Below are 16,682 nucleotides of genomic sequence, written 5' to 3'. Positions count from 1 at the left end.
GCATGGCCGAAATCGTTCGTGAACGCTACGCCTACGACCGTTCGAAGCTGAAGCCGCGTGTGCTTCATATCGGCTTTGGCGCGTTCTCGCGGGCGCACACGCTGCGCTATCTTGACGACGCGCTGGACACGGCGGGCGGTGACTTCGGTGCGGTGGTCGCGCGTCTCAATTCCGGTGCCGACGAACTCAGCGAACTCGACGCGCAGGGCCGCGAATATCTGGTTATCGAGGCCGATGACACAGCTATGCGCGCACGCACCATCGGTTGTGTCGTGGGTACGTTGAACCCGCAGCGCGACGGTGTAGACGCGGTGCCGGACCTGATGGCCAGCGCGGCGCTCTGCCTCGTGACGCTCACCATCACCGAGAAGGGCTATTGCCTGCGCAACGGACAGCTTGACCGGAGCAATCCAGCCATCAGCGTCGATCTGGAGAATGCGCGCGCCCCGCGTTCGGCAATTGGTGTTCTGGTGGAGGGTCTGCGGCGCAGGCGCGAGGCGGGAGCTGGCGGGCTGACTCTGATGGCTTGCGATAACCTTCCGGAAAACGGGACGGCTCTGCGCGCAGCCGTCATTGCCTACGCCGGGGCGGTCGAGAACGACCTGGCGGACTGGATCGTCGGCAATGTCGCATTCCCCTCCACCATGGTGGATCGCATCGTGCCGGCGCTCGACGCTGCGGGGCGGGAACTGGTGACGAAAGTTGCCGGGGATGAGAACGCGATGGGCATCGTTTGCGAGCCCTTCCGCCAGTGGGTGATTGAAAACAGTTTTTCTGCCGCCCATCCCGATTTTGCTGCGGCCGGTGCGATGCTGGTCGAGGATGTGCGGCCCTACGAGGAAATGAAGCTGCGCATGCTCAATGGCAGCCATTCCTTTCTCGCTTATCTCGGTGCGCTTGCCGGGCACGAGACCGTGGCTGACTGCATGGCGGACCCCGTGTTCGGCCGTGCTGCACAGATGCTGATGCTGCAGGAGCAGGCACCGACCCTGTCGGTGCCTGCCGATGTAGATCTTGACGCTTATGCGAAGGCGTTGATGCAGCGTTTCTCCAATTCGCGCCTTGGCCATCGCACGCAGCAGATCGCCATGGACGGCAGCCAAAAGCTGCCGCAGCGTCTTCTCGCGCCCATCGCCGCGCACCTGCAAACAGGCGCGCCATGGCCTCTGTCGGCGCTCGGCGTTGCCGGCTGGATGGCCTATCTGCGCGGCAAAAGCGAAACGGGCGAAGCGCTGTCGCTTTCAGATCCGCTTGCCGGGCGTCTCCTGGAAATCGCTGGCGGCGAAGACGGCGCGGCCTATGTCGACGCTCTTCTCGGCGTGGAGGCGGTTTTCCCGCAGCCACTGGCGAAAGATCCACGTTTCAGACAGGCGATCCATGAAGCCTACCGCGCCCTTCGCGGAACAGGTGTTCGCGCTGCCATCGGCGCGGCGTGCGACAGACACGATCTGGCCAACGGGTAAAACGGGTAGAAAAATGCAGCCTTTTCTCGGACCGGACTTCCTGCTGCCGAACGAGCCGGCGCGGCGGCTTTATCACGAAGTGGCGGCGGATCTTCCGATCATCGATTATCACAATCATCTGCCGCCGCAGGAGATTGCGGAGAACCGCACCTGGGACAATATCGGCGAGCTCTGGCTCGGACATGACCACTACAAGTGGCGGCTCATGCGCTGGGCGGGCATTGAGGAAGAGCGCATCACGGGCAAGGCCGGATGGCGCGCAAAGTTTGATGCGTTCGCCGAAACCATGCCGCAATGCATCGGCAACCCGATGTACCACTGGTCGCACCTGGAGCTCTGGCGCTATTTCGGCCTTGAGGGCACGGTGTTTTCGCCCGCCACTGCAGATGAATGCTGGGAAGCGGCCAATGCGCAGCTTTCCCGGCCCGCGTTTTCGGCGCGCGGTCTTCTGGAGCGGATGAAGGTCGAACTGGTCGGCACCACCGACGACCCGACCGACACGCTGGAACATCACGAGGCGATGCTCGACGCGGGGCTGCCTTTCAAGGTGGTTCCGAGCTTTCGTCCCGACAGGGCAATCAAGATCGAGGCGGAAGGCTTTGCGACCTATGTCGAAAAGCTGGCCACCGTGAGCGGGACGCCGGTAAGGCGCTTTGACGATCTCGTGGGCGCGCTGAACAATCGGCTCACGCGTTTCGTGGCGCTTGGTTGCCGCGCGAGCGATCACGGGCTTGAGGTTTTGCGGGCCGGACAGTACGCGACGGCCGCACGTCTCGACGCCATCCTGCGGAAGCGCCTGGATGGCGGAACCCTGGATGAGGATGAGATTGCCGATTTCCAGACCGCGCTGCTCGTTGAGCTTGGCCGTGCCTATGCGAAGCACGACCTTGTGATGCAGCTCCACATCGGACCGTTGCGCAACACGCGCACGCGTCTGTTCGACGCGCTGGGGGCGGATTCGGGCGGCGATTCCATGAACGATCTGGCCGTTGCCGGCGCTCTCAGCGCGTTTCTTGACCGGCTCGATCGGACGGATGAGCTGCCGCGCACCATCCTCTACTGCCTCGACCCCACGAAAAACGCGATGATCGCCGCGACTGCCGGCAATTTTCAGGACGGCAGCACGGCGGGCAAGGTGCAGGCGGGCGCGGCCTGGTGGTTCAACGATCAGCTGGACGGCATGGAGCATCAGCTGACGCAGCTCGCACAGATGGGCCTTCTGTCGCGTTTTGTCGGAATGCTGACAGACAGCCGCTCCTTCCTGTCCTTTCCACGGCACGAATACTACCGGCGGCTTGTCTGCCGCATGGTGGGCGGCTGGATGGAAGAGGGGGCCATGCCCCCTGACCATGACCTCGCCGCGGGGATCATTGAGGACATCTGTTACCGCAATGCGCGGCGGTGGTTTCTCTAGAGCTCTTCCCGAGCATTGATCGGTTTTCCGGCGGGAATTGCGTGAACAAGAACTCCTGGATCGCTTCACCGCATGCGTGAAACGATGAAGCGGTCCAGCATTTGCATGCGGCGCTCCACTGGCGCTGCGACAGGGTGACGAGGATAGTATGCGACAGACATGGCGATGGTTCGGGCCGAATGATCTGGTTTCGACGGACGACATGCTACAGGCCGGGGTGGAGGGCGTGGTTTCCGCGCTCCATCAGGTGCCGACCGGTGACGTCTGGACCCCCGAGGCCATCGCCGCGCGGCAGGGGGAGATCGGAACGCGCCGTGACGGCTCTCCGTCCGGCCTGTCCTGGGAGGTCGTGGAAAGTCTGCCGGTCTCCGAGGCCATCAAGAAGCAGAAGGGCGACTGGCGCCAGCATATCGAGAACTACAGGCAGAGCCTGCGCCATCTGGCCGGGGCCGGCATCGAGATTGTCTGCTACAATTTCATGCCGATCCTTGACTGGACGCGCACCGATCTCGCCTACCGGGTGTCTCATGGCGGCACCTGCATGCGTTTCGACATCGTGGATTTCGCGGCTTTCGACATCCACATCCTGAGGCGCCCGGGCGCGGTTGAAGACTTTCCGGAAGACGTGGTCGCCGCTGCGGCAGAGCGCTTTTCCGGTATGGGCGCGAAGCGGCGGGAAGAGCTGACCCGCAATGTGATTTCGGGTCTTCCCGGCGCGACGGAAAGTTTGACGCTGGACGGTCTCCAGGCGCACCTCGACGAATACGGAACGATCTCGCCGGATGAGCTTCGCGGCAATTTCATTGCATTTCTGGAAGAAGTCGTGCCGCTGGCGCAGGAGTTGGGTATCCGCATGTGCTGTCATCCGGACGATCCGCCGTTCCCTCTGCTCGGCCTGCCGCGCATCATGTCGACGGAAGCTGATTACAAGGCGATGATGGATGCGGTGGATGTACCGGAAAACGGCATCACCCTTTGCTCAGGTTCGCTCGGTGTCAGACCAGATAACGATCTGCCCGGCATGATGCGCCGGCTCGGCGAGCGGGTGCACTTCCTGCATCTGCGCAATGTGCAGCGTGAGAGCGACCAGGTCGCCTGTTCTTTCCATGAGGCCGAACATCTTGGCGGGTGCACGGACATGGTCGATCTTGTCGCTGCCGTGGTGGAGGAAGAAGCGCGCCGCCGGGCCGCCGGGCGTGCGGATGTGTCTATTCCGTTCCGTCCCGATCACGGGCAGGATATTCTCGACGATCTCGGACGTCGCTCCCAGCCGGGGTACCCGGCAATCGGTCGCCTGAAGGGGCTGGCGGAGCTGCGCGGCATCATCGCCACGCTGGAGCACCGCACGCATGGTCTGGGGGCAAGCTAAACGGGGGCATTGTAAACTGACCTGCTCCCCGGAAACCGGACACTGACGTAAGCTGCGATTTGTTGTCTGCTGGTCTTCGAGAACAGGAGATCAGAGATGCAGAAACGCTAGCAGCGCTCGCCGGAATCTACGGCGACAATCGCTCTTGAAGCGTTGAAGCGTTGAAGCGTTGAAGGGCGAGAGCGAGATGAACCTCGCCCTGATGCGCCAGACCGATCAACAGCTTCTGGAGACGCCGTTTTTCGATGTGCGCAGACGATTTTTCACCGGAAGAACGAAGGTCATCCGGTGAACGAGAAGCGGATAGGGCGAGTGATGCCGGCCGTCGGCGCAGGAAACCTATGTACCGATGAACCAAAGACCGGTCATGCACGAACAATCAAACTGGGCCACTCAGGTGGTGCTGATCACTCGGCAATTGAAAACAGCATCACAATTCCATCTGCATTCACACGCCCATTACCTGACATGATGTCATCGCACATCGATGGATCCTTAAAATGGATCTATGCACCAGAGTCATCCTACTGATTGTACTGCGGTGGAACCGGGGTTATCACAGGTTTCTCGAATGTTCGATGCAGCTTGCCCCAGCCGGGCTCGTGCATGTGGTCTTGCAGTCCCGCCCGCTCGACCAGTGCGCGGGCTTCCTTTTCGCCTTCATCGAGCGCCGACTGCACATCTGCCGTCAGAACGCGGCCACCTTCCATGAGCACTTTTCCATCCACGATCACCGTGTCCACATCGCTGCCCAGAACCTGATGAGCCAGTCTGTGGACCGGCATCCAGTTGGGTGTGAGATGCGGCTTGCGCATGTCGATCACGGCAATATCGGCTTTCTTGCCGATCTCCAGCGAGCCAATTTCATGATCCATGCCGATGGCGCGCGCGGCATCGATGGTAATCATCTCGAACAATTTGCCGGGTGGCAGCAGATAGCGGTCGTGATTATGCAATATGTGCTGGGTCTGCTGCGCGATGCGCGCCACCTGGAACATATCGAAATGGCGGCTGGGCGCTGCGCCGTCCGAGGTGATTGCGACCGGCACCCCGCGCGCCATCATGTCCATGATCGGGGTGGAGCGTCCGGGCGGTGCGTGGGTGACGAAGGTTCCCGTCTCCGCCAGAATGTCGATCTCTTCATGCGAAATACCCCAGCAGTGCTGCAGGTGGACGTCTGGTCCCAGAAGCGCGTTCTCCTTGTCTTGAAACGCCATCCGTATCTGCCCTGCGAAAGCGTCTGAATGAATGCGAACGCCCCAGTTCCGGGCTGTTTCGCGAACGCGTCGCGCTTGCATGCGGTCGTCCGCCGTCAGGTTGACAGCCATGTCGGGGGACGATGCGTTGGAGGGCTCGACCGAGGGCACGATCGTGAATGGCGTGAGAAAGACGTTGATGCGACCGTCTCCGCTGCCATTGACCGCGTCGATGACGGCCTCGGCTCCTTCGATCATTTCCTCAAAGGAGATCTGGCGTCGTTCCGGCTGGCCGCTCTCCCAGCGCGTAACGGTTTGCGGCCAGGGCAATCCCGCCGGGCCGACACAAACGATCTCCCGAAGGCCGATTTCATCATAGGCGCGCGCATGATTGATGGCGAAGGCCGGATCGTCGCTGCGCGGCATGGAGGTGATGATGCTCGCTCCTGTCGTCACGCCGGCGCGCAGTCGCTCAAGCCCGGAAACGAGCCCGTCCGCATACCAGTAGTCGCGTGTCACATAATGATAATAGGCAGGTGTGACGATGCGCATCCACAAGGCGTTGGTGTCGGCGCCGATGCTGCGGATCAGCGCATGGCCGGCGTGGCCATGCGCGTCGATCAGGCCGGGGATCAGCATCTTGCCCTTGCAGTCCAGCACCTTCTTGCCTTCGTGGCGCTGCGCCAGCTCGTCGGCGGTGCCGATGTCGACGATCCTGTCGTCAACAATGGCGAGGCCGCCATCCTCGATGATGCGGCGGGTTCCGTCGACGGTGACGATTGTCCCGTGCAGTAGAAGAAGCTCACTCATATCTCACTCCCGGCTTGGTTGCGCGGCAATCTACCCGACGCATTGGCTGACATTTTTTACAATAATTGCCGACAATATAATTGACAATTGCTGTTTTGGCCGTGAGTGTTCCATCAACTCGTTCCTGAAAGCGACCAAGCGGGAGGCATCAGCATGCGCTTCAAACGAACAATCCTATCGGCCTTGATGGCGACGGCGCTTGCGCTGCCCGCCGGTGCGGCAACCCTTAAATGGGGCAGCCGCGCCGACATCTATTCGCTCGACCCCGTCTCGGTGGCGTCGACATCGAACCTTGCATTCCTCAATCACATTTATGAAGGGCTGGTCCGCTATGGTCCGGACTTCCAGATCGAGCCGGCACTTGCGACCAAGTGGGAGCTCATTGACGATAAATACTGGCGCTTCACGCTCCGCGAAGGTGTGAAATTCCATGACGGAGACGCGTTCAATGCGGATGATGTGATCGCTTCGCTCAAGCGCGTGAGCGATCCGGAATCGCCCCTGCGCGGCAACATCCCGCTTTATGCTGGCATTAAGAAAGTCGACGATTACACGGTTGATATCGAAGTCTCTGCGCCGACATCCCTGTTCCTGAACGACATGACGAACATCTTCATGTTCAGTGGCGAATGGCTGAAGGAGCACAACAGCGAAAAGCCCACGAACCTCGCATCCAATGTCGAAGGTTATGCCACGCACAACACAAATGGCACGGGGCCGTTCAAACTGGAAAGCCGGGTGCCGGACAGCCAGACGATCCTGGTCGTCAACGATCAGTGGTGGGATGAGAAGAAGCACAATCTCGACCGCATCGAGTTCATGCCCATTGCATCGCCGGCCACCCGTGTTGCCGCGCTCCTTTCGGGTGAGGTCGATCTGGTCGATTCCGCACCAATCCAGGATCTGCCGCGTCTTGAGGCTGCGCCGGACATTCAGGTTAACAAGCGAACCGAGCTGCGCACCGTTTTTGTCGGGTTCAACCGCCGCGAAACGCTGGAAGATGGCCGCCCGAACCCGTTCAACGACATCCGCGTCCGTCAGGCTGTGGAAGCGGCAATCGATCGTGACCTGATTAATGCCAAGGTGATGCGAAAGCTGGCGCGTCCTTCCGGCTCCCTGATCGCACCGGAGGTCGCTGGCTATGCCAAGGCACTCGATGTTTACGAGCCGGCAGACCCGGAAAAGGCGAAGGCGCTTCTTGCCGAAGCGGGGCAGGAAGGACTGTCGTTCAACTATATGTGCATGAACGATGAGAGCATCAACGAAGAGGAATTCTGCACCGGCATCGCGAATATGCTGGAGCGTGTGGGGTTCAAGCCGACCATTGATATGGGGCCGCGTGCGGTGCAGTCTCCCAAAAGAACCAACGGCAAGGCGGACATGTTCAATATGAGTTGGGCAAACGAGCCGACGCTGGATGCCTACTCCTTGCTTTCTCAGATTCTTTCCACGCGTAGCGAGTCGACCGGCGTGTCTAACTACGGTGGCTGGAGCTATCCCGAGATCGACGAGCTGGTCGGTAAGGCGGCACAGGAACCGGACAATGAGAAGCGTCTCGCCTTGGAAGAGGCAGCTTTGAAGATTGCAAAGGATGATACTCTTCTCATACCGCTTCATCAGCAGCCCATCGCCTGGGCCATGATGGACACGGTGCAGGACGTCGACTTCCGGGCCGACAACAAAGCGCGCCATTGGCTGACACGCATGGCCGAGTAACGGCCCCAGGCACTATACGCAAAAAAGGGCGTTTCATCTCTCCGATGAAGCGCCCTTCTTCTTGCGCTGTGCCGCCCGGCTTCGAGGGTTTGGTTGCATGTTTGTCGACATTTTCAATCTTAGATTCGGGAAAAATTGTAGACAATATAGTTGACACAATTCTGGCCTCCTCCATAATGCCTATGGGTCTGACGGGAGGCAATGCGTTCAGACGGGAGAGTAGCGTGGCGGCCGCAGAAGAGGCCCCCCAAGTGGGGTTTTCTGGACTGCCGGGGCGTTCAACCGGTCGCATGCGCGGCATTCGCTTCCTGAAATTCCTGTCCTGCCGGTTTGCGCTTTCGCAATCGTGAGACGCATCCCTCGTGGTTGGCCACGATTTCCGGTGGGTTGAAGCGAAGCAGACCTCCGTCAAGGAGGCGCAACTCTCTAGGAGTGGAACAAACCAATGTTGAAGCAAATCGGAGTGGCGGCGACCATTGCCCTGGGCTTGAGCGGAGCCCTGACCGGAGTGGCGTCTGCGGAGACCCTGAAATGGGGCGCCGCGCGGGATATCTATTCGCTGGACCCATATTCCTATGGCGACAGCTACACGCTTTCCTTTCTCAATCACGTATACGAGGGGCTGGTTCGCTACGACGCCGATCTTCAGATCGAGCCCGCACTGGCCGCGTCCTGGGAGCAGGTTTCGGACACGGTTTGGCGTTTTCATCTGCGCGAGGGCGTGACATTTCACGATGGCGCTGAATTCACGGCCGACGACGTTCTGGCCTCGCTGAAGCGTGTCAGTGATCCGGTTTCGCCGCTGCGCGGAAATCTGCCAGCCTATAAGTCGTCGAAAAAGGTGGACGATTACACGGTCGATATCGAAATGACCGGCCCGTATCCGCTCCTGCTCAACGACCTGACAAACATTCACATGTTCGATGCGGGCTGGCTGGTCGACAACGATTCCGAAAAGCCAACGGATGTCGGCGCACAGATCGAGGGCTACGCCACTTATCATACCAACGGCACCGGTCCCTTCAGGCTGGAAAGCCGTGTTCCGGATAGCAAAACGGTCCTTCTCGTGAACGAAAACTGGTGGGATGAGGCGGCCCACAACATCGATCGCATCGAGTTCGTGCCGATCACCTCTGCCGCGACCCGCGTGGCTGCACTTCTCTCCGGCGAGATCGACTTCAGCGAGGAAGCGCCGGCGCAGGATGTGCCGCGCCTTTCCGCGCAGCCCGAACTGAAGGTCATGGAGCGCACAAACCTTCGCACGGTCATGCTCGGCTTCAACCGCAAGCCGACCCTGGACAATGGTTCGGAGAACAAGTTCAACGACCTGCGCGTGCGCCAGGCGTTCGCCCACGCGCTTGATCCGAAACTCATCCAGCAGCGCATCATGCGCGGCAAGTCGCGAACTGCCGGAACAATCGTAGCGCCGGACATTCCTGGTTACTCCACTGAACTGGACACGCCCTACCTGTATGATCCAGAGCAATCCCGCAGGCTCCTGCAGGAGGCCGGTGCAGCCGATTACCCGTTCACGCTGGTTTGCACGACCGACGCCTACGTGAACGAGGAAGAGCTTTGCCAGGGCATTGTCAACATGCTCAGCCGTGGCGGGTTCAAGCCTCAGCTCGACATCGCACCGACCGCCGCTCAGGCGCCGAAGCGCACCGGTGGCAAGGCCGATGTCTATCTGATCGGCTGGGCCAATGAGCCGATGCTGGACAGCTATTCGATCCTCGTTCAGATGATCAAGTCCAGGTCTGACACCGCCGGCGTGTTCAACTGGGGCGGCTGGAGCTACCGGGAAATCGATGACCTGATCGAACAGGCATCGACTGAAATGGATCGGGAAAAGCGGCTTGATCTACAGACCCGCGCGCTTGAATTGGTCAAGGAAGAGATCGTTATGCTCCCGCTGCACCAGCAGCCCATGGCGTGGGTGATGGACAAGAAGATCGACAAGATCGCGCAGGCTGCGGACAACAAGGTCCGCCACTGGCTGACGCACGTCTCCGAGTAACAGCCACGACAGCTGGCCCGGAGCAAGCCTCCGGGCCGCGATCTAGCCAAAGGTTACCTGAATGCTGGTTTTTATCATCAAGCGCACGGCCAACGCCATCATGGTCATGCTTGCCGTCGCCATGCTCGCCTTCCTCATCTTCCGGCTGGCGGGCGACCCGGTCGAGATGATGGCCAACGAACAGATGACCCAGGCCGACCGGGACGAACTGCGCGAGCGGCTTGGCCTCAACGACGGCGTCCTGACGCAATACACACGCTTTGTGGTCAACGCGGCACAGGGCAATTTCGGCATTTCCTACCGCAACGGGCAGGATGTCCTGAAGCTCATTGCCGAACGCTTTCCGGCCACGCTCGAACTCGTTTTTCTTGCGACGCTGATTTCCCTGCTCGTGGGCATACCCCTTGGCGTTTTGACGGCGATCAAACGCGGGCAATGGTATTCGGAGAGTTTGCAGTTCGTGTCCATCATCGGGGTGTCGTTGCCAAGCTTCGTGGTTGGCATCGTCCTGATCCTGGTGTTCTCGGTCGTTCTTGGCTGGCTGCCCGCCTTCGGGCGCGGCGAGGTTGTGCAGATCGGGTGGTGGTCCACGGGCCTGCTCACGCCTTCGGGCCGTGCCGCGCTGTTGCTGCCGGCGCTTTCCCTTTCGCTTTATCAGGTCACACTGGTGATGCGCCTCGTGCGCGCTGAAATGCTGGAAGTGCTGCGCTCCGACTATGTCAAATTCGCCCGCGCCCGAGGCATTCCACGCTGGCGCATCTATTTTCGCCACGCGCTGCGCAATTGCCTGATGCCAGTGGTGACGATGACGGCCATGAACATCGGTTCGCTGATCGCTTTCGCGCTCATCACCGAGACTGTCTTCCAGTGGCCGGGAATGGGGCTCTTGTTCATCCAGGCGGTGACATTCCTCGATATCCCCGTGATGGCCGCGTATCTGTGCATCATCGCCTTCATCTTTGTCCTCCTGAACACCGCAGTGGACATTGCCTATGCGGTAATCGACCCACGCCTGCGCACCGCGCAGTGAACGAACGAAGAGATGAGTTCGATGTCCACACAGCAGATTTCCGAAGTATCGAAACCAGTGGCGCCGGTTAAGACAGCGCGACGCTCAATGTTCTCGCGCATGCGTGACAGCGCGGTCTGGTGGTCCTTCACTCACAGCAAGGCGGCTATGGTCAGCGCCGCGCTTCTGGCGATCCTTGTGCTGACGGCCGTTTTCGCGCCGCTCATCGCGCCGCAGAACCCCTATGATGGCGCCCAGCTCGACATGTGGAAAGCAGAGCTTCCGCCGATCTGGGAGGCGGGCAGCGAGTGGCCCTACCTTCTCGGAACGGATACGCAGGGGCGCGACATGCTCTCGGCGATCCTTTACGGAACGCGCATCTCGATCATCATCGGCGTCGGCTCCGTTGCGCTGTCGCTCCTGATCGGAATGAGCGCTGGTCTGATTTCCGGCTATTTCGGTGGCTTCATCGACAATCTGCTGATGCGGTTCGGCGACATAACGCTTTCGCTGCCCACAATCCTGGTCGCCATTCTTGTCTCGGCCGTGATCCGGCAGATGTTGCCGCTTTCTCTGCGCGAGATCGGCGCGTCTGCGGTGCTCATCTTCGCAATCGCACTGTCCGCCTGGGTACAGTATGCGCGCACGGCGCGCGCTCAGGCCATCGTCGAGGCGGGCAAGGATTATGTGCAGGCGGCCAGGCTGATCGGTGTTCCCGCCCGCCGCATCATGGTCAAACACATCCTGCCCAACACACTTACCCCCATTCTGGTCGCGGCGACGCTTAACTTCGGCATGGCGATCCTGACCGAAGCGACTCTTTCTTTCCTCGGCATCGGCATGCCACCCAGCCAGCCTTCGCTGGGCACACTGATCCGTATCGGCAACCAGTACCTGTTCTCCGGTTCCTGGTGGATCGTGCTGTTCCCCGTGGTCCAGCTCTGTCTTCTGGTCGTCTCGGTCAACGTGCTCGGCGACTGGCTCCGTGACGCCCTCAATCCAAAACTCAGGTAGCATCCATGACCAACCTTCTCCTTCGCAATGTTCGCCCGCTGGCTGACGAAGCGTGCGACATCCTCATCGAGAACGGCAGGATCGCCGGTTTCGGCCAGTTCGAGCCTGTGGCCGGGATGCCTGTAGAAGAGGGTGGCGGCGCCATCGTCATTCCGGGACTGATCGATGCGCACACCCATCTGGACAAGACCACATGGGGCATGCCCTGGCACGTCAACAACCGCGCCGCCATCCTGCGCGAGCGCATCGATTTCGAGCGGGAAAACCGCAAGGAAATCGGCATCGATCCCCATCGCCAGTCAATGCGCCATGCAATTGGCCTTGTCGCGCACGGCAGCACGCACATCCGTAGCCATGTGGATATTGACCCAACCCATGGCCTGTCTCTGGTCGAGGGCATCTGGGAGACCCGTGAGAAGCTCCGCGGCGTGATTGACATCGAAGTGGTCGCTTTCCCGCAATCGGGGCTCATGGTCATGCCGGGAACGGCCGAACTGCTCGACGAAGCCCTGAAGCAGGGTTGCGAAGTGCTGGGCGGGATCGATCCCTGCGGCATCGACCGCGACCCGAAAGGGCAGCTTGATCTTCTTTTCGCACTCGCCGTCAGACATGGGGTGCCAATCGACATCCATCTGCACGAAGCCGGTGAGCTCGGCGCTTTCACCATGGAGCTCATTTTCGAACGGGTACGCGCCAACGGCATGGAAGGCCAGGTTGCGATCAGCCACGCCTTCGCACTGGGCATGAACGATCATCTGCGCGTCGGCCGTCTGATCGAGGAGATCGCAGCGCTCGATGTCGCTATCGTCACCACCGGCGCGCCATCGGCCACGGTGCCCTCAATTCGTCAGCTCAAGGCGGCCGGGGTGCGCGTTGCCGCCGGTTGCGATGGCATTCGCGACACCTGGGGGCCATGGGGGCAACCCGACATGATGGACCGCGCGCGGGTGATCGGCATGAAAAACGGCGTGCGCTCCGACATTGAACTGGAGCATGTACTGCACATCGTCTCGCAGGGCGGTGCCGATGTGATGGGCATCGAAGGGTATGGCCTTGCCGAAGGCTGCGCTGCGGATTTCACGCTTGTTGCCGGCGAAACGCTCGCTCATGCGGTGGTGGAAACCGCGCCGCGCCCGATGGTGGTGAAAGGCGGTCGGGTAACCGCGCGCGATGGTAAAGCGCTGGTGGAGATGCCTTGATGAACCCCACGCCTCAAAAACGGCCTGAAGGTCTGCCCCAGGATTTGCCATTGGGCCACCGGCCGGAAGGTCCAACGCTTCTCACCGCGCGGTGGGTCGTCGGGCACAGGGATGGTAGCCACCGTCTTCTGCGCGATGGCGAAGTGGTGATCGAGGGCGGCAAGATACTCTTTGTCGGGCACGGCTTTCCCGGCACGGTCGCCCGCCGGATTGATTTCGGCGAGGCGCTCATCAGCCCTGGTTTCATCGATCTCGATGCGCTTTCGGATCTCGATACGACGATCCTGGGCATCGATCATCATCCCGGCTGGGCAAAGGGCCGCGTCTGGCCGCGGTCCTATGTGGAAGCCGGGCCTTATGAGATGTACTCAGCCGAAGAGCTGGCGTTTCAGAAGCGCTTTGCATTCGGGCAGCTTCTCCAGAACGGCATAACCACGGCTGCACCCATCGCCTCGCTCTTCTACCGTGAATGGGGCGAGACCGTCGCCGAGTTCGATGCCGCTGCAGACGCCGCCGGCGATCTTGGCATGCGCGTCTATCTGAGCCCCGCCTATCGCTCCGGCGGCATGGTTCTTGAAAGCCCGGACAAGATCGTTCCCGTCTTCGACGAGGAGCGCGGCTTTCAGGGACTGCGCGACGCAATCGCCTATATCGAACGCCAGAACGGGCGTCATGGCGATCTGGTTCGCGGCATGCTTGCGCCCGATCGCGTGGAAACCTGCACACTCGACCTGTTGAAGCGGACGGATGCTGCCGCACGCGATCTGGATTGCCGGTTCCGCCTGCACATGGCGCAGGGCACGATGGAGGTCGACACGGTGCGGGCGCTGCATGGCAGCACGGCGCCGGTCTGGCTGGCGAAGGCCGGTCTCTTGAGTGAAAGAATGATCGCACCGCATGCCACAAACGCCACCGATGAGGATCTGGCGCTCTACACGGACAACGGCGTTTCCATCGTCCATTGCCCGCTGGTTTCCGGCCGCAGCGGTGGCGCGCTCAACTCATTCTCGAAGTGCCGCGCGCGCGGCATCAACATCGCCATGGGAACCGACACTGCCCCGCCCGACATGCTGATGAATCTCCTGGTCGGCCTCATCACCTGCCGAATGAGTGACGGTGCGCCTGATCGGGTGCGCTGCGCTGACCTTTTCGACGCTGCGACACTCGGCGGTGCAAAAGCGCTTGGCCGCGACGACATCGGGCATCTCTCGGCCGGCGCGTGCGCGGATATCGCCGTCTTCCGGCTTGACGACACGGCCATGGCGCCCTCGGTCGACCCGATCACAACCCTTGTGACCGGCGGTTCGGGCAAGGTCACGCAGGCGGTCTTCGTGGACGGGCGTGTCTCCATGTGGAACCGCGCCGTTGCCGGGATCGACATGCAGGCGGCGCGCGCCCGCGCGCAGGCGCAGTACGACGGGCTCATCGCCAAATATCCGGAGCGAAGCTGGGGGCATCCAGCGGTCTCCGAGATATTTCCCCCTAGCTATCCGATAGAGGTGGAAGATCATGGGTGAAGCGGACAAACCAGTCATCGATGTTCGCGAGTTGCGGGTCGAGTTTCCTGGCCGCCGGGGAAGCGTAACCGCACTGTCGGACGTTTCGCTTTCCATCAAGGCGGGTGAGATATTGGGCGTGGTCGGTGAATCGGGTGCCGGCAAGTCCATGACGGGCCTGGCGATCCAGGGGCTGCTGGAACGTCCCGGTCATATTTCCGGCGGGGAAATCTGGCTCGCAGGACGGCGCATTGATCAGTTGAACGACCAGGCGATGGAGCAGATACGCGGCCGTGAAATCGGTGCGATCTTCCAGGATCCCCTGACCTCGCTCAACCCGCTGTTCACCGTTGGCGCGCAACTGGGGGAGACGATCCGCCAGCATCTGCCTGTTTCGAAGCGTGAGGCGAAACTGCGGGCAATCCAGCTTCTGCGGGATGTCGGCATCCCCTCACCGGAAGAGCGGGTCAAGCAGTATCCGCATCAGTTCTCCGGGGGCATGCGGCAGCGTGTCGTTATTGCGCTTGCATTGGCGGCGTCGCCGAAGCTGGTGATTGCCGATGAGCCGACGACGGCGCTCGATGTTTCCATCCAGGCGCAGGTGATTTCCCTTTTGCGCAAGCTCTGCAAGGAGAAGCAGACGGCCGTGATGCTCGTGACCCATGATATGGGCGTCATCGCCGAGGCGGCAGACCGTGTTGCGGTCATGTATGCCGGGCGTCTCATCGAGCTTGGCCCGGTGGAGCAGGTGCTCCACGCTCCGCGTCACCCTTATACGCAGGGCCTGATGGCGTCGATCCCCTCTCTTGACGGTCGCGTGGAGAAACTGAGCCAGATCGACGGCTCCATGCCGCGTCTGGATGCGATCCCGATCGGCTGTGCCTTCAGCCCGCGCTGCAGCCATGCCGGCCCGCGTTGCCTGAAGGAACGGCCCGAACTCACTTTTGCAGGCGAAGGCGCAAGCGCCTGCTGGCTCAACGCGGGAGGAACCGCATGACGATGCAAACGGGCGAAACGGCCGCACTGACGGTCTCGCGGCTGACCAAAACCTTCGATGTTTCGGCTCCCTGGCTCAACCGGGTTGTGGAGCGCAAGCCACGGCAATTGCTACAGGCGGTCGATGATGTGAGTTTCAGTGTGCCCGCCGGCGGCTGCCTTGCGATTGTCGGCGAAAGCGGGTGCGGAAAGTCGACGGTCGCCCGTCTGGTCACCGGTCTTTACAGACCGAGCGCCGGCGATCTGAACTTTGCCAATGGGCGCGATGGAAAGACCCTCAGAGCGCAGATGATCTTTCAGGATCCCTACGCCTCGCTCAATCCACGCTGGTCGGTGAAGAACATCATTGCGGAGCCGTTGCGGGAACTGAAGCTGCGCACCGGCGCTGCGGAAATCACCGAGCGTGTTGAGGAACTCCTGCGGATTGTCGGTCTTTCACCGTCGGATGGCGAAAAGTACCCGCATGAGTTTTCCGGCGGCCAGCGGCAGCGCATCTCCATTGCACGTGCGCTTGCAAGTGAGCCCGAATTTCTGGTCTGCGACGAGCCGACATCGGCACTCGATGTTTCGGTGCAGGCGCAGGTTCTGAACCTGATGCGCGAGTTGCAGGATCGGCTGGGGCTGACTTACCTGTTCATCAGCCACGATATGAGTGTGGTCCATCATATGTCCGACCGGGTGGCCGTGATGTATCTGGGGCGCATCGTGGAGGAGGGCGATACGGAAGAAATTTTCGCGCGTCCCCTGCATCCCTACACGCAGCTTCTGTTGCAGACGATCCCGAACGTGCGAACCCCGAACCGGGATCGCGAGCCGGCCAATGGCGAGGTGCCAAGCCCTCTCAACCCGCCGTCCGGCTGCACGTTTCACCCGCGCTGCCCGCTTGCTACCGCCCGGTGCTCAAGCGAGGCCCCGAAGATCAGGACCTCTTCGAGCGGAGCGCGCATAGCCTGCCATATGGTCGATGTTGAGGAGTAGAGGGG

General features: G+C 61.1%; 12 protein-coding genes. 11 read left to right on the top strand and 1 reads right to left on the bottom strand.

Annotated features, from left to right (window positions below):
* Window positions 1-2 precede the first annotated feature (2 nt).
* The 3 genes from AC4PTT_RS21420 (at window position 3) to uxuA (ending at window position 4,246) form a co-directional block, all read left to right on the top strand.
* The gene (locus AC4PTT_RS21420; RefSeq protein ID WP_492162697.1) at window positions 3-1,463 is read left to right on the top strand and encodes a mannitol dehydrogenase family protein; all 1,461 of its coding nucleotides are present in this window, start codon (window positions 3-5) and stop codon (window positions 1,461-1,463) included.
* Between the two features lie 13 nt (window positions 1,464-1,476).
* The gene (uxaC, locus tag AC4PTT_RS21415; RefSeq protein ID WP_492162696.1) at window positions 1,477-2,877 is read left to right on the top strand and encodes a glucuronate isomerase; all 1,401 of its coding nucleotides are present in this window, start codon (window positions 1,477-1,479) and stop codon (window positions 2,875-2,877) included.
* 148 nt (window positions 2,878-3,025) lie between these two features.
* Complete coding sequence (gene uxuA / locus AC4PTT_RS21410; RefSeq protein ID WP_317562260.1) at window positions 3,026-4,246, top strand: mannonate dehydratase; 1,221 nt, start codon at window positions 3,026-3,028, stop codon at window positions 4,244-4,246.
* Between the two features lie 524 nt (window positions 4,247-4,770).
* On the opposite strand, the gene AC4PTT_RS21405 is transcribed toward uxuA, so the two are convergent.
* Window positions 4,771-6,252, bottom strand: a complete 1,482-nt coding sequence (locus tag AC4PTT_RS21405; protein ID WP_492162695.1) for an amidohydrolase family protein — start codon at window positions 6,250-6,252, stop codon at window positions 4,771-4,773.
* Between the two features lie 153 nt (window positions 6,253-6,405).
* On the opposite strand from AC4PTT_RS21405, the gene AC4PTT_RS21400 reads away from it, so the two are divergent.
* The 8 genes from AC4PTT_RS21400 to AC4PTT_RS21365 all read left to right on the top strand — a co-directional run bounded on the left by AC4PTT_RS21400 (window position 6,406) and on the right by AC4PTT_RS21365 (window position 16,677).
* A complete protein-coding gene (locus AC4PTT_RS21400) occupies window positions 6,406-7,968 on the top strand; it encodes an ABC transporter substrate-binding protein (protein ID WP_113156520.1) in 1,563 nt (520 codons plus the stop codon).
* A gap of 445 nt (window positions 7,969-8,413) precedes the next feature.
* Window positions 8,414-9,985, top strand: a complete 1,572-nt coding sequence (locus AC4PTT_RS21395) for an ABC transporter substrate-binding protein (protein ID WP_492162694.1) — start codon at window positions 8,414-8,416, stop codon at window positions 9,983-9,985.
* 61 nt (window positions 9,986-10,046) lie between these two features.
* Window positions 10,047-11,015, top strand: coding sequence for an ABC transporter permease (locus AC4PTT_RS21390; RefSeq protein ID WP_113156522.1), 969 nt, complete (start codon window positions 10,047-10,049; stop codon window positions 11,013-11,015).
* Window positions 11,016-11,036: 21 nt separating this feature from the next.
* Window positions 11,037-12,008 (top strand): ABC transporter permease, encoded by a 972-nt coding sequence (locus tag AC4PTT_RS21385; RefSeq protein WP_162742401.1) that lies wholly within the window; start codon window positions 11,037-11,039, stop codon window positions 12,006-12,008.
* A gap of 5 nt (window positions 12,009-12,013) precedes the next feature.
* On the top strand, window positions 12,014-13,207 hold the full coding sequence (locus tag AC4PTT_RS21380) for an amidohydrolase family protein (protein WP_113156524.1): 1,194 nt from the start codon (window positions 12,014-12,016) through the stop codon (window positions 13,205-13,207).
* Window positions 13,207-14,724, top strand: a complete 1,518-nt coding sequence (locus AC4PTT_RS21375; RefSeq protein ID WP_492162693.1) for an amidohydrolase family protein — start codon at window positions 13,207-13,209, stop codon at window positions 14,722-14,724. The genes AC4PTT_RS21380 and AC4PTT_RS21375 overlap by 1 nt, the downstream gene beginning before the upstream one ends.
* Window positions 14,717-15,700 carry an ABC transporter ATP-binding protein gene (locus tag AC4PTT_RS21370; RefSeq protein WP_206545146.1) on the top strand — a complete coding sequence of 328 codons (984 nt, stop codon included), beginning with the start codon at window positions 14,717-14,719 and terminating at the stop codon, window positions 15,698-15,700. The genes AC4PTT_RS21375 and AC4PTT_RS21370 overlap by 8 nt, the downstream gene beginning before the upstream one ends.
* A complete protein-coding gene (locus AC4PTT_RS21365) occupies window positions 15,697-16,677 on the top strand; it encodes an ABC transporter ATP-binding protein (protein ID WP_113156527.1) in 981 nt (326 codons plus the stop codon). Before AC4PTT_RS21370 ends, AC4PTT_RS21365 begins: the two co-directional genes overlap by 4 nt.
* Window positions 16,678-16,682: the final 5 nt, after the last annotated feature.

It is taken from the genome of Nitratireductor sp. WH36-1, from assembly GCF_058725515.1.
This window is presented reverse-complemented; position numbering and strand designations above follow the sequence as displayed.